Origin of the sequence: Geodermatophilus arenarius, assembly GCF_042654585.1 — a bacterium.
Taxonomy (GTDB): domain Bacteria; phylum Actinomycetota; class Actinomycetes; order Mycobacteriales; family Geodermatophilaceae; genus Geodermatophilus; species Geodermatophilus arenarius.
Genome location: NZ_JBHSGR010000022.1, coordinates 57,754 through 76,914 on the forward strand (window position 1 = coordinate 57,754; position 19,161 = coordinate 76,914).

The 19,161-nt window shown below is 74.9% G+C and carries 19 protein-coding genes; 13 read left to right on the top strand and 6 right to left on the bottom strand.

Annotated elements, in window-relative coordinates:
- The first annotated feature begins 135 nt into the window (after positions 1 to 135).
- Both ACFO3M_RS18235 and ACFO3M_RS18240 read left to right on the top strand, forming a co-directional pair.
- On the top strand, positions 136 to 639 hold the full coding sequence (locus tag ACFO3M_RS18235) for a MarR family winged helix-turn-helix transcriptional regulator (protein WP_387992065.1): 504 nt from the start codon (positions 136 to 138) through the stop codon (positions 637 to 639).
- Positions 640 to 698: 59 nt separating this feature from the next.
- Positions 699 to 2,327 (top strand): MFS transporter, encoded by a 1,629-nt coding sequence (locus ACFO3M_RS18240; RefSeq protein ID WP_387992068.1) that lies wholly within the window; start codon positions 699 to 701, stop codon positions 2,325 to 2,327.
- Positions 2,328 to 2,384: 57 nt separating this feature from the next.
- Here the strand turns inward: ACFO3M_RS18240 and ACFO3M_RS18245 are convergent, their stop codons facing one another.
- Positions 2,385 to 2,819 carry an OsmC family protein gene (locus tag ACFO3M_RS18245; protein WP_387992071.1) on the bottom strand — a complete coding sequence of 145 codons (435 nt, stop codon included), beginning with the start codon at positions 2,817 to 2,819 and terminating at the stop codon, positions 2,385 to 2,387.
- Between the two features lie 100 nt (positions 2,820 to 2,919).
- Positions 2,920 to 3,390: a MarR family winged helix-turn-helix transcriptional regulator gene (locus tag ACFO3M_RS18250; protein WP_387992074.1), complete on the bottom strand. Its 471-nt coding sequence runs from the start codon at positions 3,388 to 3,390 to the stop codon at positions 2,920 to 2,922.
- A gap of 198 nt (positions 3,391 to 3,588) precedes the next feature.
- Between ACFO3M_RS18250 and clpB the strand changes: the two genes are divergently transcribed.
- The 10 genes from clpB to ACFO3M_RS18300 all read left to right on the top strand — a co-directional run bounded on the left by clpB (position 3,589) and on the right by ACFO3M_RS18300 (position 14,041).
- Entirely contained in the window at positions 3,589 to 6,174 is a 2,586-nt protein-coding gene (clpB, locus tag ACFO3M_RS18255) for an ATP-dependent chaperone ClpB (protein ID WP_387992077.1), read from the top strand.
- A 138-nt stretch (positions 6,175 to 6,312) separates the two neighbouring features.
- Positions 6,313 to 6,852 carry a hypothetical protein gene (locus ACFO3M_RS18260; protein WP_387992080.1) on the top strand — a complete coding sequence of 180 codons (540 nt, stop codon included), beginning with the start codon at positions 6,313 to 6,315 and terminating at the stop codon, positions 6,850 to 6,852.
- Positions 6,853 to 6,943: 91 nt separating this feature from the next.
- Complete coding sequence (locus tag ACFO3M_RS18265; RefSeq protein ID WP_387992083.1) at positions 6,944 to 7,591, top strand: hypothetical protein; 648 nt, start codon at positions 6,944 to 6,946, stop codon at positions 7,589 to 7,591.
- A gap of 82 nt (positions 7,592 to 7,673) precedes the next feature.
- Complete coding sequence (locus tag ACFO3M_RS18270; RefSeq protein ID WP_387992085.1) at positions 7,674 to 9,323, top strand: molybdopterin-dependent oxidoreductase; 1,650 nt, start codon at positions 7,674 to 7,676, stop codon at positions 9,321 to 9,323.
- 129 nt (positions 9,324 to 9,452) lie between these two features.
- Positions 9,453 to 10,130 carry a fasciclin domain-containing protein gene (locus ACFO3M_RS18275; RefSeq protein WP_387992088.1) on the top strand — a complete coding sequence of 226 codons (678 nt, stop codon included), beginning with the start codon at positions 9,453 to 9,455 and terminating at the stop codon, positions 10,128 to 10,130.
- Between the two features lie 67 nt (positions 10,131 to 10,197).
- A complete protein-coding gene (gene pyrE / locus ACFO3M_RS18280) occupies positions 10,198 to 10,752 on the top strand; it encodes an orotate phosphoribosyltransferase (protein WP_387992091.1) in 555 nt (184 codons plus the stop codon).
- A gap of 70 nt (positions 10,753 to 10,822) precedes the next feature.
- A complete protein-coding gene (locus ACFO3M_RS18285; RefSeq protein WP_387992094.1) occupies positions 10,823 to 12,217 on the top strand; it encodes an FAD-binding oxidoreductase in 1,395 nt (464 codons plus the stop codon).
- Positions 12,218 to 12,292: 75 nt separating this feature from the next.
- Positions 12,293 to 13,327 (top strand): class II fructose-bisphosphate aldolase, encoded by a 1,035-nt coding sequence (gene fbaA / locus ACFO3M_RS18290; RefSeq protein WP_387992097.1) that lies wholly within the window; start codon positions 12,293 to 12,295, stop codon positions 13,325 to 13,327.
- 3 nt (positions 13,328 to 13,330) lie between these two features.
- Complete coding sequence (locus tag ACFO3M_RS18295; RefSeq protein ID WP_387992100.1) at positions 13,331 to 13,738, top strand: DUF3151 domain-containing protein; 408 nt, start codon at positions 13,331 to 13,333, stop codon at positions 13,736 to 13,738.
- A 159-nt stretch (positions 13,739 to 13,897) separates the two neighbouring features.
- Entirely contained in the window at positions 13,898 to 14,041 is a 144-nt protein-coding gene (locus ACFO3M_RS18300; RefSeq protein ID WP_387992103.1) for a GPGG-motif small membrane protein, read from the top strand.
- 21 nt (positions 14,042 to 14,062) lie between these two features.
- On the opposite strand, the gene ACFO3M_RS18305 is transcribed toward ACFO3M_RS18300, so the two are convergent.
- The 3 genes from ACFO3M_RS18305 to ACFO3M_RS18315 all read right to left on the bottom strand — a co-directional run bounded on the left by ACFO3M_RS18305 (position 14,063) and on the right by ACFO3M_RS18315 (position 16,612).
- Positions 14,063 to 14,866 carry an ATP-binding cassette domain-containing protein gene (locus tag ACFO3M_RS18305; protein WP_387992106.1) on the bottom strand — a complete coding sequence of 268 codons (804 nt, stop codon included), beginning with the start codon at positions 14,864 to 14,866 and terminating at the stop codon, positions 14,063 to 14,065.
- The gene (locus tag ACFO3M_RS18310) at positions 14,863 to 15,909 is read right to left on the bottom strand and encodes an ABC transporter permease (protein ID WP_387992109.1); all 1,047 of its coding nucleotides are present in this window, start codon (positions 15,907 to 15,909) and stop codon (positions 14,863 to 14,865) included. The genes ACFO3M_RS18305 and ACFO3M_RS18310 overlap by 4 nt, the downstream gene beginning before the upstream one ends.
- Before the next feature lie 88 nt (positions 15,910 to 15,997).
- On the bottom strand, positions 15,998 to 16,612 hold the full coding sequence (locus ACFO3M_RS18315; RefSeq protein ID WP_387992112.1) for a hypothetical protein: 615 nt from the start codon (positions 16,610 to 16,612) through the stop codon (positions 15,998 to 16,000).
- A 67-nt stretch (positions 16,613 to 16,679) separates the two neighbouring features.
- Between ACFO3M_RS18315 and ACFO3M_RS18320 the strand changes: the two genes are divergently transcribed.
- Positions 16,680 to 17,969 carry an adenylosuccinate synthase gene (locus tag ACFO3M_RS18320; RefSeq protein ID WP_387992115.1) on the top strand — a complete coding sequence of 430 codons (1,290 nt, stop codon included), beginning with the start codon at positions 16,680 to 16,682 and terminating at the stop codon, positions 17,967 to 17,969.
- Between the two features lie 90 nt (positions 17,970 to 18,059).
- Here ACFO3M_RS18320 and ACFO3M_RS18325 read toward each other — a convergent pair whose 3' ends face one another.
- Positions 18,060 to 19,061 carry a glycerophosphodiester phosphodiesterase family protein gene (locus ACFO3M_RS18325; RefSeq protein WP_387992118.1) on the bottom strand — a complete coding sequence of 334 codons (1,002 nt, stop codon included), beginning with the start codon at positions 19,059 to 19,061 and terminating at the stop codon, positions 18,060 to 18,062.
- Between the last annotated feature and the right edge of the window lie 100 nt (positions 19,062 to 19,161).

Consider the following 19,161-nt stretch of genomic DNA (forward strand, 5'->3'; position numbering starts at 1 on the left):
ACGACGGCGCCCGGACCCCCGCGGTCCGGGCGCCGTCGTCGTGTCGGGGAACACGCCGGGCGGGTAGGAGGTTGTAGACAGCAACCAACCGGACGTATGGTTGTGGTCTGCAATCACCTTGTCCACGAGGTCGCCATGCCCATCACCTCCCGGACGCGCGAGCGGCTCACCGCCGGCATCGCGCGCCTCGTCCGGGCCGGCCGGCACGTGTCCGGCCGGGCCGCGGACTCCGTCTACGGAGAGCTGCCCTCCTTCGGCTGGGCGCTGCTCGTCCCGCTCGAGCGCGACGGCGAGCAGCGCTGCAGCGCGCTGGCCGCGCAGGCCGGCGTCGACGTCTCGGTCGCCAGCCGCCAGGTCGCCGCCCTCGAGAGGGCCGGCCTCGTCGAGCGCCGGCCCGACCCGCACGACGGCCGCGCCAGCCTCATCCGGGTCTCCGCCGCGGGCGTCACCGCCCTGGCCCAGACCCGCGCGCTGCGCTCGGAGTGGGCCACCCGGGCCCTGGCCGGCTGGGACGAGGCCGACGCCCACCGGCTCACCGAGCTGCTCGAGCGGCTGGCCGACGACCTCGACCGCGCCGCGCCGCCGCCCGCCCGCTCGCCGCACGCCGGCTCCCCGCACGCCGTCGGGGCCGCCTCGTGACCACCGCCCGCCCGTCCGGGCCGCCGTCCGCACCCGATCCCGCACCGACCAGGAGCACCGTGACCACCACCCGCGAGCCCGCCGTCGCCGCCCCGGCGGCGGAGGCGCCCGCCGAGCAGCAGGGCCGCATGACGCACCGGCAGATCCTCGAGGCCCTCTCGGGGATGTTGCTGGCGATGTTCGTGGCGTTCCTGTCCTCGACCGTCGTCTCCAACGCCCTGCCCACGATCATCACCGACCTGCGGGGCAGCCAGAGCCAGTACACCTGGGTCGTCACCGCCACCCTGCTCGCCTCGACGGCGTCCACGCCGATCTGGGGCAAGCTCGCCGACCTGTTCAGCAAGAAGCTGCTGATCCAACTGTCGATCGTCGTCTTCATCGTCGGCTCGATGCTCGCCGGCCTGTCCCAGTCGGTGGGCACGCTCATCGGCTGGCGCGTGCTCCAGGGCCTGGGTCTCGGCGGCCTGCAGGCGCTGGTGCAGATCGCGATGGCCGCGATGATCAGCCCCCGCGAGCGCGGCCGGTACTCGGGCCTGCTCGGCGCGGTCATGGCCGTGGCCACCGTCGGCGGCCCGCTGCTCGGCGGCCTGCTGGTCGACACCAGCTGGCTCGGCTGGCGCTGGTGCTTCTACGTCGGCGTGCCCTTCGCCGCCGTGGCGCTGGTGCTGCTGCAGCGCACGCTGCACCTGCCGGTGACCAGGCGCCGGGTCCGCATCGACTACCTCGGCGCCGCGTTCCTCACCGCGGGCGTCTCCGCGATGCTCATCTGGGTCACCCTCGCCGGCGACCGGTTCGCGTGGGCCTCGGTCGAGACGGCGCTGTTCCTGGGCGGCAGCGCGCTCGCCGTCGTCGCCTTCGTCGTGACCGAGCTGCGGGCGCCCGAGCCGATCGTCCCGCTGCGGCTGTTCCGCGACCGGACCACGACCCTCGCCATCGTGGCCAGCGTCGCGATCGGTGTGGCGATGTTCGGGTCCACCGTCTTCCTCGGCCAGTACCTGCAGATCTCCCGCGGCTACTCGCCGACGGCGGCCGGCCTGCTGACGATCCCCATGGTCGGCGGCCTGCTCGTCTCCTCCACCGTCTCGGGCATCCTCATCACCCGACACGGCCGGTGGAAGCGGTTCCTGGTGGCCGGGTCGCTGCTCGTCGTCGCCGGGTTCGGCCTGCTGGCGACCGTCGACCACGAGACGGACATGGTCCTGCTCGGCGTCTTCCTGTTCGTCCTCGGCGTCGGCATCGGCATGACCATGCAGAACCTGGTCCTCGCGGTGCAGAACACCGTGGCCGCGAGCGACCTCGGCGCGGCGTCGTCGGCGGTGGCGTTCTTCCGCAGCCTCGGCGGCACCGTCGGCGTCTCCGTGCTCGGCGCGGTGCTCAGCAACCGGGTGACCGACCTGATCACCGCGGGCCTGCCGCCGGAGGCGGCCGCGGCCGGCGGCGGCTCGGGCGGCGTCGGCCTGGCGAGCCTCGCGGACGCGCCGCCGGCCATCCAGGAGCTCATCCGGGTCTCCTACGGCGACGCGACCGGCCGGGTCTTCCTCGTCTCCGCGGTCATCGCGGTGGTCGCCGTCGCGGCCATCCTGCTCATCCGCGAGGTGGCCCTGCGCACCGAGAGCGGCGAGGAGCGGCTGGCCCGCGAGTCCCGCCCCGCGCCCGCCGAGGACGAGGCGGTCGGCACCGCCCGCTGACAGAACGCACGACGGCCCGCTCCCCAGCTGGGGAGCGGGCCGTCGTGCGTCCCGGGGTCAGGAGTCCAGCTGGGCGTCCAGCGTGATGTCGACGGCGGCGAGCGCCTTGCTGACCGGGCAGCCGACCTTCGCCGCCTGCGCGGCCTTCTCGAACCCGTCGGCGTCGAGGCCGTCGACCTCGGCGCGCACGGTGAGCTTGATCCCGGTGATCGTGGCGCCGTCCTGGAGGCCGAGCGTGACGTCGGCCGTGACCTCGAGCGACTGCGGCGTGCCGCCGGCCTTCGCGATCTCGTTCGACAGGGCCATCGAGAAGCAGGCGGAGTGGGCCGCGGCGACGAGCTCCTCGGGGCTGGTGGAGCCGCCGGCCTCGTCGGAGGTCCGCTTCGGCCAGCTCACGTCGAAGGTGCCGAGCTTCGAGCTGGACAGCTCGACCTGGCCGGATCCGTCCTGGAGGGTGCCGTTCCAGGCGGTGCGGGCGGTGCGGGTGGGCATCGGGCTGCCTTCCGGTCGAGGGGCGCGCCGGCGTCGTCTCGCCGGCGCGCGGGACCCCGCGGCCCTACCCCGGCGGGTTGCGGGCAACCCACCGCCCGGGTCACACGGCGCGCGGCGCCTCGGTGACCCGCTGGGTCAGCACGTTGAGCGTCTGCTTGAGGTCGGAGAAGGACTCCACGTCCAGGTCGAGCGCGCAGATCATGTCCTGCGAGATGGCGAAGGCCTTGTCGCGCAGGGCCCGGCCGGTGTCGGTGAGGGCGATGGCCACCGACCGCTCGTCCTCCACGCGGCGGTGGCGCGTGACCAGCCCGGCCGCGGTGAGCCGCTTGAGCAGGGGGGACAGGGTGCCGCTGTCGAGCGCCAGGCGGGCGCCGAGCTGGCCGACGGTCTGGTGGTCCTCTTCCCAGAGCAGCATCATCACCAGGTACTGCGGATAGGTGAGCCCCAGCTCCTCGAGCATCGGCCGGTACCGGGCGGTCATCGCGCGGGACGCTGCGTACAGCGCGAAGCACAGCTGATCGTCCAGAGCCACGCTCGGGGCAGGGCGGCGCGGGTCTCCGGTGGTCGTCATGCCTTGAGTGTAGGGACCATCCGGTCGCGTGGCATGCAGTTGTGCCGGATGTCAACCCCTCGGGGCGCCTCCTCGACCACCTCCTGCCCCACGAGGCAAGTTGAGCGGAACAGACTCAACCCCTGGTCCGTTGCACCGGACGACAGGATCCCCCGCCGGGACCCCGGCACGCCCAGGAGAGGACCGAGCGCACCGACCATGGAGAGCAAGCTGACCACCCGTTCGCAGGAGGCGTTCGCGGCCGCCCAGCGGCTGGCGGTCGACCGGGGGCAGGCGGCGCTGGAGCCGCTGCACCTGCTCGTGGCGCTGCTGCAGCAGAGCGACGGCATCGCCGGCCCGCTGCTGACCGCCACCGGAGCGGACCCGGCCGACGTCCGGGCCAAGGCCGAGGCCGCCCTGCGCCGCATGCCGAGCGTCAGCGGCGCCACCGTCGCCGCGCCGTCGCCGTCGCGTGAGCTGCTGCGGGTGGTCAACGCCGCCGGCGAGCAGGCCAGCGCGCTGGGCGACGAGTACGTCTCCACCGAGCACCTGCTGGTCGGCCTGGCCGGCTCCGGGGGCGAGGCCGGCACGGTGCTCACCAGCGCCGGTGCCACCCGCGACGCGCTGCTGGCCGCCTTCCGCACCGTCCGCGGCAACCGCAGGGTCACCACGGCCGACCCCGAGAGCACCTTCCAGGCGCTGGAGAAGTTCGCCGTCGACCTCACCGAGCGCGCCCGCGAGGGGAAGATCGACCCGGTCATCGGCCGGGACACCGAGATCCGCCGCGTCGTGCAGGTGCTCTCCCGCCGCACCAAGAACAACCCGGTCCTCATCGGCGAGCCCGGCGTCGGCAAGACGGCGATCGTCGAGGGCCTGGCCCAGCGGATCGTGGCCGGCGACGTCCCCGAGAGCCTCAAGGGCAAGCGGCTGATGGCGCTGGACCTGGCGAGCATGGTCGCCGGCGCCAAGTACCGCGGCGAGTTCGAGGAGCGGCTCAAGGCCGTCCTGCAGGAGATCGCCGAGTCCGAGGGGCAGGTCGTCACCTTCATCGACGAGCTGCACACCATCGTCGGCGCCGGCGCCACGGGCGACTCGGCCATGGACGCCGGCAACATGATCAAGCCGATGCTCGCCCGCGGCGAGCTGCGCATGGTCGGCGCGACCACGCTCGACGAGTACCGCGAGCACATCGAGAAGGACCCGGCGCTGGAGCGCCGCTTCCAGCAGGTCTTCGTCGGCGAGCCCTCGGTCGAGGACACGATCGGCATCCTGCGCGGGCTCAAGGAGCGCTACGAGGTGCACCACGGCGTCCGGATCACCGACGCCGCGATCGTCGCCGCCGCCACGCTGTCGGACCGGTACGTCACGGCCCGCTTCCTCCCCGACAAGGCGATCGACCTGGTCGACGAGGCGGCCAGCCGGCTGCGCATGGAGATCGACAGCCGCCCGGTGGAGGTCGACGAGGTCGAGCGCGCCGTGCGCCGCATGGAGATCGAGGAGATGGCGCTGGAGAAGGAGGACGACCCGTCCTCGCTCGACCGGCTGGCCGCGCTGCGCGCCGACCTCGCCGACCGGCGCCAGGAGCTCGCCGAGCTGACCGCGCGCTGGCAGCAGGACAAGGGCGCGATCGTCCGCATCCAGCAGCTCAAGGAGGAGCTGGAGCGGCTGCGCACCGAGTCCGCGCGCGCCGAGCGCGAGGGCGACCTCGCCCGCGTCGCCGAGCTCCGCTACGGCGTGATGCCGCAGCTGGAGAAGGACCTCGCCGCGGCCGAGGAGTCGGTGGCCGCCCAGGCCTCCATGCTCAAGGAGGAGGTCGGCCCCGACGACATCGCCGAGGTCGTCCAGGCCTGGACCGGCATCCCCGCCGGCCGGCTGCTCGAGGGGGAGACGGCGAAGCTGCTGCGGATGGAGGACGAGCTCGGCAGGCGGGTCGTCGGCCAGCCCGACGCCGTCCGCGCCGTCTCCGACGCCGTCCGCCGCGCGCGGTCGGGCATCGCCGACCCCGACCGGCCCACCGGCTCGTTCCTGTTCCTCGGCCCCACCGGCGTCGGCAAGACCGAGCTGGCGAAGGCGCTGGCGGAGTTCCTGTTCGACGACGAGCGGGCGATGGTCCGCATCGACATGAGCGAGTACTCCGAGAAGCACTCGGTGGCCCGGCTGGTCGGCGCCCCTCCGGGCTACGTCGGCTACGAGGCAGGCGGCCAGCTCACCGAGGCGGTCCGGCGGCGGCCCTACACCGTCGTGCTGCTCGACGAGGTGGAGAAGGCCCACCCCGACGTCTTCGACGTGCTGCTGCAGGTCCTCGACGACGGCCGGCTCACCGACGGCCAGGGGCGGACGGTGGACTTCCGCAACACCATCCTGATCCTGACCTCGAACCTCGGCTCGCAGCTGATCGCCGACCAGTCGCTGCCGGAGGAGGCGCGGCGCTCCGCGGTCATGGACGTCGTCCGGTCGCACTTCAAGCCGGAGTTCCTCAACCGCCTCGACGACGTCGTGGTGTTCCGGGCGCTGGGCAGCGAGGAGCTGGCCGGGATCGTCGAGATCCAGGTGGGCGTGCTCGCCCGCCGGCTGGCCGCCCGCCGGCTGACGCTGACCGTCACCGACGCCGCCCGCGAGTGGCTGGCGCTCAACGGGTTCGACCCGGTCTACGGCGCCCGCCCGCTGCGCCGCCTGGTGCAGTCGGCGATCGGCGACCCGCTGGCCCGCGCGCTGCTGGCCGGGGACATCCGCGACGGCGACGAGGTCGTCGTCGACGCGCCGGACGACCTGGCAGAGGAGGGCCTCACCGTCCGCCGCGGCTGACGCGAGGAGCTCCTCACCCGGGCCCGCCGTCCCTCGGGGCGGCGGGCCCGTCGCGTCCCCGGGGGCGGGATGCGGGGAGGCGCCGCGCACGGCACGGGCACGATGGCGGCAGGACGTCGAGGAGAGGAAGGGGACGACGTGACCGAGGAACGGGGAGGACGACTCCCGGGCTACGGGAACGCGCCGTCGGCGCCCGGCGCCGAGCCCCGGCCGCCGGCCGAGCGACCGGTCGCGGTGCGGGTGGGGATCGGCGCGTTCATGGCCGCGCTGATCCTCGGCCTGGTGTCCTCGGGGGTCACGCTGTCCGACGTCGACGGGATCGTCGCGGAGGTGCAGGCCGCCGCGGGGGCCGAGGTCCCCGAGTCGACGGCGCGGGCCGCGTTCTGGGTCGGCGCGGGCTTCGGGGCGGTGCTGGTGGCCCTGGAGGCGCTGGTCATCCGGTTCGCCTGGACCGGGCGCAACTGGGCGCGGGTGGTGCTCCAGGTCCTCGGTGCGGTCAACGTCCTCGGCGGGCTGTCCGGCCTCACCGGTCCCGGGGCGACCGGCTCGGGGTTCCTCGGGTCGCTGTCGGTGTTCATCACCCTGATCAGCGCGGTCGGGCTCGTCGCGCTCGCCCTGCGGCCGGCCTCCGAGTGGTACCGGGCCGAGGGGGAGCGCCGGCGGTCGTCCGCCCGCTGACCGCCGGCCGGGCGCGCTGCGCGCCCGGGGGTGGCCGGACGGCGGCCCGTCGATCATGATGCGCGGGCGACCGCCACGGGAGAGGACGGACATGACCGCAGGACAGGGCCCGCAGGGCTGGGACCAGCCGGGGCAGGACCCCTACGGCCAGGGCGCGTACGGCCAGGGCGCGTACGACCAGGGCGCGTACGGCCAGGGCCCCCACGGGCAGGGCGCCCACGGCGGGTACGCGTCCGCGCCGGCGGCGCCCGACGGCTTCGGCGCGCCCGCCCCGGTCGAGCGCCCCTCGGCCGTGGTGCTGGGCGTGGGCGCCTTCGCGGCCACGCTCGTCCTGGGCCTGGTGAACGCCCTGGTCACGTTCGCGGACGTGGACGGCTTCATCGCGCAGGTGCAGGCCGCCTCGCCCGACGTCGCGATCAGCGAGTCGGCGGCGCGGGCCGCCCTGGTCGCCGGCGCCGGCTTCGCGCTGGTCCTGGTGGCGCTGCAGGTCCTGTTCCTGTGGTTCGCGTGGAAGGGCCGCAACTGGGCGCGGATCGTGCTCTGGGTGCTGGGCGGCCTGGGCGTGGCCGGCTCGCTGGTCGGCTTCCTCGGCGGCGGTGCCCCGACCGTCTCGGGCCTGCTGACGGTGCTGTCCCTCGCCTCGCTCCTGCTCACCGTGGTCGGCATCGTGGCGCTGGCGCAGAAGCCGGCCAGCGCCTGGTACCGCTACCAGGGCTGGCGGCGGGCACAGGGACGCTGATCCGTCGCACGCGATCAGATCTCGTCATCATCTCGTCACCTCCGGTGGTGAACCGCTCGCCCGGCCGGCCCGAACGCCGGACGTGACCACCACCGAGCAGGCCCCCGCGCCGGCCACCGGGCCGGACGGGGCCGCCCGCCCCGCCGGCCGCGGCACGCGCCGGCTGCTCGCCGCCCTCGCCGGGCTGCCGGCCGCCGCGGTCGCGCTGGGCGTGGCCGAGCTGGTCGCCGCGTCCGTGGGGCCGGCGTCCTCGCCGGTCGTGGCGGTCGGCGACACGGTCATCACCCTGGTCCCCGAGCCGGTGAAGCAGTTCGCCGTCGCGACGTTCGGCGAGGACGACAAGGTCGCCCTCGTCGTCGGCACGCTGGTCCTCGTCGGGCTGTACGCGGTGCTCGTCGGGCTGGTGTCGCTGCGCTCCCGGCGGACCGGCGTGGCGGGGATCGCGCTGTTCGGCGCCGTCGGCGCCCTCGCCGCGGCCACCCGGCCCGCGGGCGGCCCGCTGGACGCGCTGCCCTCCGTCGTGGGCGCGGGGGCCGGCGTCGTCGCCCTCCTCCTGCTGGTGGCCCCGCTGACCGTGCCGGCCCCCCGGAGTGACGACGAGGCGGTCACGGACCGGCGGCCCGGCGCGCCGCCGACGGCCGACCGCCAGGGCGCCGGCATGGACCGCCGCCGCTTCGTCCTCACCGGCGCCGCCGCCCTGGGCGCGGCCGCGGTCGCCGGCGGCGGCGGGCGGTTGCTGCAGCGTCGGTTCGACGTCAGCGGTGCCCGCGGAGACCTCACCCTCCCGACGCCGTCGTCCCCGGCCGCCGCGCTGCCCCCGGGCGCCGACCTCGCCGAGCGCGTCGAGGGGCTGACGCCGCTGTTCACGCCCAACCGCGACTTCTACCGGGTGGACACCGCGATCACCGTCCCGCAGATCCGCCCCGCCGATTACCGGCTCGAGCTGACCGGGATGTTCGACTCCCCGCGCACGTACACGCTCGCCGACCTGTTCGACCGCGACGACGTCGTCGAGCGCGACGTCACGCTCACCTGCGTCTCCAACGAGGTCGGCGGCGGCCTGGCCGGCACCGCGCGCTGGACCGGCGTCCCGCTCGGCGCCCTCCTCCGCGAGAACGGCGTCTCCGACCGCTCCGACCAGCTGGTCTGCCGCTCGGCCGACGGCATGACCATCGGCGCGCCCACCCGCGCGGCGCTGCAGGTCGAGGACGCGATGATCGCCTTCGGGATGAACGGCGAGCCGCTGCCGGTCGAGCACGGCTTCCCGGTCCGGATGCTCATCCCCGGGCTGTACGGCTACGTCTCCGCCTGCAAGTGGATGACCTCGATCGAGGCCACCACCTACGACGCCTTCGACGCCTACTGGGTCCAGCGCGACTGGGCCGCCCAGGGCCCGGTCAAGGTGGCCTCCCGGATCGACACCCCGGCCCCCCTGCGCCGGTTCCGGGCCGGCCGGCGCCCGATCGCCGGCGTCGCCTGGGCGCAGACCCGCGGCATCGCCCGGGTCGAGGTCCGGGTCGACGACGGCGAGTGGCGGGAGGCCGAGCTCGCCCCGGCGGTGGACGCCGACGTGTGGCGGCAGTGGCGGCTGCCCTTCGACTTCGCCCCCGGCTCCTACCAGCTCACCGTCCGGGCCACCACGGCCGACGGCGAGGTGCAGACCGGGGAACGCGCCCGGCCCTTCCCGAACGGGGCCAGCGGCCTGCACTCCATCCGGGTGATCGCGACCTAGCGGCCCCCGCCCCGCGGGGCGGCACCCGGCACACCCCAGAGCCCGTCTCGGCCACCCGGCCGCAGACGCCTCTCCCGACCCCTCGAACGGGCCGGGGGACCATGGACCGACGACCGAGGAGCACACCCCGTGAAGAGCACCCTGACCCGCGGCCTCCTGCTGGCCTCCGCCTCGACCCTCGCGGTCACCCTGAGCGCCTGCGGCTCGGAGGACACCGGCGCGGCCTCCGACAGCCCGCCCTCCGCCAGCAGCTCGCCGGCGGCGGACGGCGCCGACTCGACGGGGAGCAGCAGCCCGATGGCCGAGCCGGCGTCCGACGAGCCCTTCGGGGCCGCCTGCTCCTCGGTCCCGGCCGACGGCGAGGGCAGCTTCGCCGGCATGACCGACGACCCGGTGGCCACCGCGGCCAGCAACAACCCGGTGCTGTCGACGCTGGTGCAGGCGGTCACCCAGGCCAACCTGGTGGACACGCTGAACACCACCGACGACATCACCGTCATCGCCCCGGCCGACCCGGCGTTCGAGGCGATCCCGGCCGACCAGCTGCAGGCCGTGCTGGCCGACCAGGCGATGCTGACCCAGGTCCTGACCCACCACGTCATCCCGGGCCGGCTCTCGCCGGACCAGCTGGCCGGCACGCACACCACCGTGGCCGGCGACGAGGTCACCATCGAGGGCTCGGGCGAGAGCTTCACCGTCGCCCGGACCGTCACCGGCACCCCGGCCTCGGTGATCTGCGGCAACGTGCAGACCGCCAACGCCACCGTCTACGTCGTCGACCAGGTCCTGGCGCCCGCGCAGGGCTGAGGCGCGACGGCCACCGGCCCGGTTCCCTCGCGGGAGTCGGGCCGGAACCGTGCGTAGATTCGCCTCCATGACGGCGCCCGCTGCCCAGCCCGACCGCGACCGCCTGCTCGAGCTGGTCGTCGACCTCGCCGTCGTCCACGGGCGGGTCACGCTGTCCTCCGGGCGCCAGGCCGACTGGTACATCGACATGCGCCGGCTGACCCTCCACCACGAGGGCGCGCCGCTGGTCGGGCGGGTGATGCGCCAGCTCACCCGCGACCTGCGCTACGACGTCGTCGGCGGGCTCACCCTCGGGGCCGACCCGGTCGCCACGGCGATGCTGCACGCCGCCGCCGACGGCGAGGGCTTCCTCGACGCGTGCGTGGTCCGCAAGGCCGGCAAGGCGCACGGGCTGCAGCGGCGGATCGAGGGGCCCGACGTCGCCGGGCGGGCGGTGCTCGTCGTCGAGGACGTCTCCACCACCGGCAGCAGCCCGCTGACCGCCGTCGAGGCGCTGCAGGAGGCCGGGGCCGAGGTCATCGCCGTCGCGGTGGTCGTCGACCGCGGCGGGCGGGCCGCCGTCGAGGCCGCCGGCCTGGAGTACCGCGCCGCCTTCGAGCTGTCCGACCTCGGCCTGTCGTAGCCGCGCACTCCCGCGGAGGAGCACGGGACGTCGCCGCGGACGTGCCCGGGATCGGCCGTACGGTGTGGCGGTGACCACACTCGCCACCGCGTGGGTCGACGAGCTCGCCGCCGTGCTCGGCCGCGACGGCGTCCTCACCGACCCCGACGTCACCGCCGCCTACGCCCGTGACCAGGCGATGCTCGCCGAGGCCGGCACCCCCGCCGCGGTCGTCCTCCCCCGGAGCACCGACGACGTCGCCGCGGTCATGCGGGTCGCCTCCCGGCACGGCGTCCCGGTCGTCCCGCGCGGCGCGGGCTCGGGGCTGGCCGGCGCGAGCAACGCCGTCGACGGCGCGATCACCATGGTCATGACCCGCATGGACGCCGTCCTGGAGGTCAGCGCCGCCGACCGGCTCGCCGTCGTCCAGCCCGGCGTGGTCAACAAGCAGCTGCGCGACGCCGTCGCCGGCTCCGGGCTGTTCTACCCGCCGGACCCCTCCAGCTACGACTGGTGCACGATCGGCGGCAACCTCTCGCAGAACTCCGGCGGCCTGTGCTGCGTGAAGTACGGCGTCACCACCGACTACGTGCTCGGCCTCGAGGTGGTCCTCGCCGACGGGCGGGTGCTGCGCACCGGGCGCCGCACGGTCAAGGGCGTCGCCGGCTACGACCTCGCCCGGCTGTTCGTGGGCTCGGAGGGCACCCTCGGCGTCATCACCGAGGCCACGCTCGCGCTGCGCCCGGCGCCGCAGCAGCCGGTGACCCTGGTGGCCACCTTCGCCACCACCGCGCAGACCGGGCAGGTGGTCGAGCGGGTGGTGACGTCCGGGCTGGTGCCCAGCCTGCTGGAGGTCATGGACAACACCTGCATCTGCGCCGTCGACGACCTGCTGCACGCCGACCTCGACCGGGCCGCGCACGCCCTGCTCGTCGCGCAGTCCGACGCCGGGGGAGAGGCGGCGCTCGCCGAGGTCGAGGTGCTGGCGCGGCTGTGCCGCGAGGCCGGCGCGGAGCTCGTGCACACCACCGCCGACCCCGCCGAGGGCGACCTGCTGCTCGCCGCCCGCCGGATGGCGCTGCCCGCGCTCGAGCAGCTGGGCAGCACGCTCATCGACGACGTCGCCGTGCCCCGCTCGCGGATCGCCGAGTTCCTCGACGGCTGCGACGGCATCGCCGTGCGGCGGGGACTGACCATCGGCGTCGTCGGGCACGCCGGCGACGGCAACATGCACCCGACGGTCTGCTTCGACCCCACCGACCCCGACCAGCGGGCGCGGGCGTTCGCCGCCTTCGACGACGTCCTGGAGCTGGGCCTGGCGCTGGGCGGCACGGTCACCGGCGAGCACGGCATCGGCTCGATCAAGGTCGAGTGGCTGGAGCGCGAGATCGGCGAGGTGTCGCTGGACGTACACCGCCGGATCAAGGACGCCCTCGACCCGGCCGGCCTGCTCAACCCCGGCAAGGTGCTGCGCCGCAGGGGTTGAGACGGGGGCCTGTCGGGGGTTCCGCGCCCGGGAGATACTGACCGCCGACCAGCGTCGATCGACAGGAGTGCCCCGATGCCCATCGCGACCCCCGAGGTCTACGCCGACATGATCAGCCGGGCGAAGGAGGGCGGCTTCGCCTACCCGGCCATCAACTGCACCTCGTCGGAGACGATCAACGCGGCCCTCCGCGGGTTCGCCGACGCGGGCAGCGACGGCATCATCCAGTTCTCCACCGGCGGCGCGGAGTTCGGCTCCGGCACCCGGGTCAAGGACATGGTCACCGGCGCCGTCGCGCTGGCCGAGTTCGCGCACGTCGTCGCCGAGAAGTACCCGGTCAACGTCGCGCTGCACACCGACCACTGCCCCAAGGACAAGCTGGACTCCTACGTCCGGCCGCTGATCGCGCTGTCGAAGGACCGGGTCGACGCCGGCCAGGCGCCCCTGTTCCAGTCGCACATGTGGGACGGCTCGGCGATCGACCTGGAGGAGAACCTCCAGATCGCCGAGGAGCTGCTCGAGAAGACCGCGGCGGCCAAGATCGTGCTCGAGCTGGAGATCGGTGTCGTCGGCGGCGAGGAGGACGGCGTCGCCCACGAGATCAACGAGAAGCTCTACACCGCCCCCGGCGACTTCGTGGCCACCGCCAAGGCGCTCGGCCTCGGGGAGCGCGGCGTCTACCTGCTGGCGGCGACCTTCGGCAACGTCCACGGCGTCTACAAGCCGGGCAACGTCAAGCTGCGCCCGGAGGTCCTCAAGCAGGGCCAGGAGGTCGTGTCGCAGGAGTTCGGCCTCGGGGACGGCGGCAAGCCGTTCAACTTCGTCTTCCACGGCGGCTCGGGCTCGCTGCAGTCGGAGATCCGCGAGGCGCTGTCCTACGGCGTCGTGAAGATGAACGTCGACACCGACACCCAGTACGCCTTCACCCGGCCGATCGCCGGGCACATGTTCAGCAACTACGACGGCGTGCTGAAGATCGACGGCGAGGTCGGCAACAAGAAGACCTACGACCCGCGCAGCTACCTCAAGGCCGCCGAGACCGGCATGGCCGCCCGCGTCGTCACCGCGTGCGAGGACCTGCTGTCGGCCGGCCAGTCGCAGGGCGCCTGAGCCGTGACCCACGCGCACCAGAACCTGCTCGGCGAGCCGCCGGCCACGCTGCTGCCCGGCGACCCCGAGGCGGAGGCCGCGCTGGCGGCCGGCACGGACCCCGCCGAGGTCGCCGCCGGCCACCCGCGGGCCAGCGCGGCCTGGGCGGCGCTGGCCGAGGCCGCACTCGCGGACGGCCGCACCATCGAGGCCTACGCCTACGCCCGCACCGGCTACCACCGCGGCCTGGACGCGCTGCGGAAGAACGGCTGGCGGGGCCACGGCCCGGTGCCGTGGTCGCACGAGCCCAACCGGGGCTTCCTGCGCTGCGTCACCGTGCTCGCCCGCGCCGCCGAGGCGATCGGCGAGACCGACGAGCAGGAACGCTGCACCCAGCTGCTGCGCGACTGCGACCCCTCGCTCGCACCCTGACCCGGGCTCCTTCCCCGGGACCCGGCCCGGATCACCCACGGTCACCGTGACGGGTGAGGCCGCCCCCGCACCACTGCGTTCACCGGGCGGGGCGGCCTCGCCGGGAGAACACTCCGTGACCAGCGCGCCCCGCCGGGGCGCCCGTCACAGGAGGTGTCCGTGGCAACGCTCCTCTGGATCCTCGCCGTCGTCCTGGTGGTCGCCGGCATCTTCGCGATCCTCCGCAAGCAGCTGCTCTGGGGCATCGTGCTGATCGTCGTGGGCCTGCTCGTGGGCCCCGGCGGCGTCAGCCTCTTCACCTGACCCACCCCCGGGCTCGGCGGCCTAGCGGTCGCCGAGCTCGGGGTGCAGCTCCTGCAGGCGGGTGGTCAGCGCGGTGAGCTCCTCACCGCCGGCCATGAGCCGGGTGAGGTCGTCGGCGTCGACGTCGGCGCGGGTGAGGTCGCCGGCCACCTGGCCACGTGCCAGCAGCAGGAAGCGGTCGCCCACCAGGTGCGCGTAGCGCGGGTTGTGGGTGACGACGACGACGGCGAGCCCCTGCGCCCGCGCGCCGAGCACCGCCTGCCCGACCAGCGTGTGCTGGGCGATGGTCATCGGCTCGGTCGGCTCGTCGATCACCAGCGCCCGCGAGCCGTAGTGCACCGCCCGCGCGATCGCCAGGCTCTGCCGCGACCCCGGCAGGAGCGTGTTCACCGGCTGGTCGGGGTCGATGCCGGTGACGCCGATGCGGTCCAGGGCGCGCACGGTGGTCTCCCGGGCGGCGTCGACGTCCAGGCGGCGCAGCGGCCACGGCCGGCGGGTCGGCTCGGCGCCCAGGCACAGGTTGCGCCACACCGGCAGCAGCGGCGCGACGGCGAGGTCCTGCCAGACCGTGGCGATCCCCGCCGCCCGCGCCGCCCGGGGGCTGCGGAAGCGCACCGGGACGCCGTCGAGGAGCAGTTCCCCCTCGTCGTGCCGGCGCAGCCCCGACAGCACCGACACCAGCGTCGACTTGCCCGCGCCGTTCTCGCCGAGCACGCAGGTGATGCGGCCGCCCTCCAGCGCGACCGCGACCCGGTCCAGCGCCGGCACGCCGCCGTGGCGGACGCTCAGCCCGCGCAGCTCCAGCACCGGTGGCACGGCGGTCACGAGCGCGGCGCGGCCCGCAGCCGGGCGCGCACCACCCCTCCCACCAGCAGTGCGACCAGCAGCACGACGCCGAGCAGCGCCTGCGACCAGCGCGGGTCCCACCCGGCGAGCTCCACGCCCTCGCGGGCGGCGGCGTAGAGCAGCGCGCCGACCGCGGCGCCGGCCATCGACCCCTGCCCGCCGGTCAGCAGGCAGCCGCCGATCACCGCGACCACCACGTAGTCGATGGCGCTCACCAGGGCCGGGGTGGCGCCGACGCTCGCGGCCGGCACCAGCGCCAGCGTGCCGAGCAGCCAGCCCGCGGTCGCGGTGAGCGCGTAGAGCACCAGCGTCGTCCGGCGGACCGGCACGCCCAGCTCGCGGGCCGCCCGGCGGGAGCCGCCCATCGCCAGCACCTCGTTGCCGAACCGCGTCCGCCACAGCAGCCAGCCGGCGCCCGCGGTGACGGCCAGCCACCACAGCAGCGACACCGGGAAGGTGCCGCCGCCCACCTCGGCGGTGGCGCCGAACACGGCGGACGCCGAGGACCAGCCGGGCGCCTCGTCCAGGCCGCTGATCCGCGGCGCGCCCGCGACGAGCGGGACGCCGGACAGGGTGGTGCCCTGCAGCACCAGCGCGGTGGCGAGGGTGGCCAGGAAGCTCGGCAGCCCGGTGCGCACCACCAGCCAGCCGTTGACCAGCCCGACGGCGAGGGCCGCGGCCAGCGACGTCGCCAGCGCGGGCCAGATGCCCCACCCGGCGGGGCCGGCGAGCAGCGCGGTGAGGACGGCGCTGCCGAGGGTGACGGTGCCGATCGACAGGTCGAAGTGGCCGCCGACCATGAGCAGGCCCACCGCCACGCCGCCGATGCCGAGCAGCGCCGCGGCGTCGAGGACCCCGCCCAGCCCGGCCGGCGTGAGCAGGTCGGGTGTCCGGAGCCCGAACAGGACGAGGACGATCACCAGCCCGAGCACCGCGACCAGGCTGGGCCGGGCGAGGGCCCGGTCGAGCAGCCGCCGGCGCGGCGGGGCGACGCGGAACGCGGGCAGGCGGTCGACGGTCACCGGGCCACCGGGGGGAACGGTCGCAGGAGGGCCTCCTCGGTCTGGAGTCCCTCCAGTGTCCACGACGGCGGCCGCGATCGCGTCCCCCTCAGGGGCGCAGGCGCCAGCGCACCCGGTCGTCGGCGTACCAGGTCCAGCGGGAGACCGGCCGCGGGTAGGGGACGCCGTCGCGGGTGACCCGGGCCGGGTCGCTGGCCAGCTGCAGCGCGCGGCCGGAGCTCCGCCGGGGCGGGCGCATCAGCTGCGGGGAGACGACGACGCGGATCGTGTCGACGGCGGTCCAGTCCGGCCGCACGTCGATCCGCGCCACCATCCCGTCGGCCACCCGGGCGTCGTCGTGGTGGGCCTGCACGCCCAGGCGCGCGGCCAGCGGCAGCCGTCCCTTCTCGGCGGCCTCGTAGCGGCCGTGCTGCAGCAGCACCCCGCCGTGGTCGTCGCGGACCAGCGACAGCTCCCGCTCCCCGCCGCTGCCGATGCCCAGGTCCCGGGCCAGCCCCCGGGAGGCGCTGTCGTCGGCGGGGTCCCAGGACACCGGGACCTCCGCCGTCCGGCCGGCGGCGTGCAGCACGGCCAGCACGCCCGCGAGCGCCGGCACGGGGCCGCGCACCAGCAGGGAGTCCGCGTCCGGCGCCTCGGCGAGGACGGCCCGCTCGGGCGCCCGTCCGGGCGCGAGACCGCGCAGGTCGAACTCGACGAGGGGCATGCCGATACCCTGCCACCTGCCAGCCGGTCGACCGCCGGTGACGAGTCCTGAGGGGGACGACAGCGAGATGCCGGCAGTCGTGCTGATCGGCGCCCAGTGGGGCGACGAGGGCAAGGGCAAGGCCACCGACCTGCTCGGGGGGCGCGTGCCCTACGTGGTCCGCTACCAGGGCGGCAACAACGCGGGGCACACCGTCATCACGCCCGACGGCGAGCGCTACGCCCTGCACCTGATCCCGTCGGGGATCCTCACGCCGGGCTGCACGCCGGTCATCGGCAACGGTGTCGTCGTCGACCCGCAGGTGCTCATCGGGGAGCTCGCGGGGCTGGAGGAGCGCGGGGTCGACACCTCGCGGCTGGTCATCTCGGCCGACGCCCACCTGATCATGCCGCACCACCGCGCGCTGGACCGCGTCACCGAGCGGTTCCTCGGCAAGCGCAAGATCGGCACCACCGGTCGCGGCATCGGCCCCGCGTACGGCGACAAGGTCGCCCGCACCGGCATCCGGGTGGCTGACCTGCTGGACCTGTCGATCCTGCGGCAGAAGCTTGAGGGCACCCTGATCGAGAAGAACCAGGTCCTGGTCAAGGTCTACAACCGCAAGGCCATCGACGTCGACGAGGTGGTCGAGGAGTACGCCGGCTACGCCGAGCAGCTCAAGGGCCGCATCGCCGACACCCGGCTGATGCTCGCCGACGCGCTCGACGCCGGTGAGTGGGTGCTGCTGGAGGGCTCGCAGGGCACCCTGCTCGACGTCGACCACGGCACCTATCCGTTCGTGACGTCGTCGAACCCGACGGCGGGCGGCGCGGCCACCGGCAGCGGCATCGGCCCCACCCGCATCTCCCGGGTGGTCGGGATCCTCAAGGCCTACACGACCCGCGTGGGCTCGGGCCCGTTCCCGACCGAGCTGTTCGACGCCAACGGCGAGTACCTGCGCAAGCAGGGCGGCGAGGTCGGCGTGACCACCGGCCGCGACCGCCGCTGCGGCTGGTTCGACGCCGTCGTCGCCCGCTACGCCAGCCGGGTCAACGGGATCACCGACTACTTCCTCACCAAGCTCGACGTGCTCTCCGGGCTGGAGACGGTGCCGATCTGCGTCGCCTACGACGTCGACGGCGTCCGGCACGAGGAGATGCCGATGACCCAGACCGGCTTCCACCACGCGAAGCCGGTGTACGAGGAGATGCCGGGCTGGTCCGAGGACATCCGGCACTGCCGCTCCTTCGACGAGCTGCCCGCCGACGCGCAGGCCTACGTCCGCCGCCTCGAGGAGCTCTCCGGCGCGCGGATCAGCGTGATCGGCGTCGGCCCGGGCCGTGACGAGAACGTCGTCGTCCACGACCTGATCGACTGACGGAGGACCCCCCGCCCCCGCCACTCGCAGGCTCGCGGCGGGACCCTGCGGGGGCCTCCCCGTCGGGCGGCTCCGGTCAGGCGGCTCCGGTCAGGCGGCGGTGTCCACCGCGGTGTCGATCGCGGGGGCGGCCGTCTGCTCCAGCTCGGCGCGGGCGGCGACGACGACGTCGGGGTTGTCGGTGATGATCCCGTCGACCCCGAGGGCGAGCAGCAGCCGCGCGGCCCCGAGCGCGTCGCCCCGGGCGGCCGGGTCCTCGCTGCTGCGCAGGTGCAGCGGGAGGAACTCGTTCTCCGCCGCCAGCGTCCACGGGACCACCGTGAGGCCGGCGGCGTGCGCGCGGGGCAGCAGGTCGGACACGCCGGTCATCCGCTGGTCGGCGTCGCGCAGCAGGACGTGGTCCACGCAGGGCGCGATGCCCTGCGCGTAGGTGGACACCGCGCGCAGCCCGGCGTTGGTGAGCAGGTGGTCGTCGCAGGCGGTGACGTCGACCAGCTGGAACATGGTCGGGCCGTCGTCCCCGAGGTCGGCGCGCAGCCGGCGCAGGGCCGCGGCGTCGAAGGACTGGACGACGACGGTGCCGTCCGGGGAGGTCGCGTCCAGCCGCCGCAGCTCGGCGGCGACCAGCTCGACCATCGGCTGGCCGCGCTCGGCCGACCAGCTGGGCTTCTTGAGCTCGGCGAGCACGCGCACCTGCCGCAGCGGCGTCGACCGCCGGCGGGCCAGCTCCACGACCTCCTCGAGGGTGAGGACCCCGAACTGGCCGTCGTAGGCGGTGTTGAGCGGGCGCAGGTCCGGCCGCCGCTCGACGGCGCGCAGGGTGCGCAGCTCGGCGAGGGTGAAGTCCTCGGCGAACCAGCCGGTGCGCCGCTTGCGGCCCACCCGGCGGGTGGTGCGGCGGTCGGCGAACTCCGGCCGGGTGGCGACGTCGGTGGTGCGCGACAGCTCGTTCTCGTGCCGCGCGATCAGCGCGCCGTCCTTCGTGACGACGATGTCGGGCTCGATGAGGTCGGCGCCCATGTCGATGGCCAGCTCGTAGCTGGCGATCGTGTGCTCCGGCCGGTAGGCGCAGGCACCGCGGTGCCCCACCACGAGCGGACGGGAGGACCGGGCCACGGCGGGAGTCGCAAGCGACTCGATCGCGTGCATGCCATCCAGAACACCCGACGGAGGTGTCGGGATGGCGAACGCG

Bases quoted from the DNA above. Each gene is read 5' to 3' on its own strand.
- ACFO3M_RS18235 (WP_387992065.1), top strand. From the start codon at position 136: ATGCCCATCACCTCCCGGACGCGCGAGCGGCTCACCGCCGGCATCGCG.
- ACFO3M_RS18245 (WP_387992071.1), bottom strand. From the start codon at position 2,819: ATGCCCACCCGCACCGCCCGCACCGCCTGGAACGGCACCCTCCAGGAC.
- ACFO3M_RS18250 (WP_387992074.1), bottom strand. From the start codon at position 3,390: ATGACGACCACCGGAGACCCGCGCCGCCCTGCCCCGAGCGTGGCTCTG.
- clpB (WP_387992077.1), top strand. From the start codon at position 3,589: ATGGAGAGCAAGCTGACCACCCGTTCGCAGGAGGCGTTCGCGGCCGCC.
- ACFO3M_RS18265 (WP_387992083.1), top strand. From the start codon at position 6,944: ATGACCGCAGGACAGGGCCCGCAGGGCTGGGACCAGCCGGGGCAGGAC.
- pyrE (WP_387992091.1), top strand. From the start codon at position 10,198: ATGACGGCGCCCGCTGCCCAGCCCGACCGCGACCGCCTGCTCGAGCTG.
- fbaA (WP_387992097.1), top strand. From the start codon at position 12,293: ATGCCCATCGCGACCCCCGAGGTCTACGCCGACATGATCAGCCGGGCG.
- ACFO3M_RS18315 (WP_387992112.1), bottom strand. From the start codon at position 16,612: ATGCCCCTCGTCGAGTTCGACCTGCGCGGTCTCGCGCCCGGACGGGCG.
- ACFO3M_RS18320 (WP_387992115.1), top strand. From the start codon at position 16,680: ATGCCGGCAGTCGTGCTGATCGGCGCCCAGTGGGGCGACGAGGGCAAG.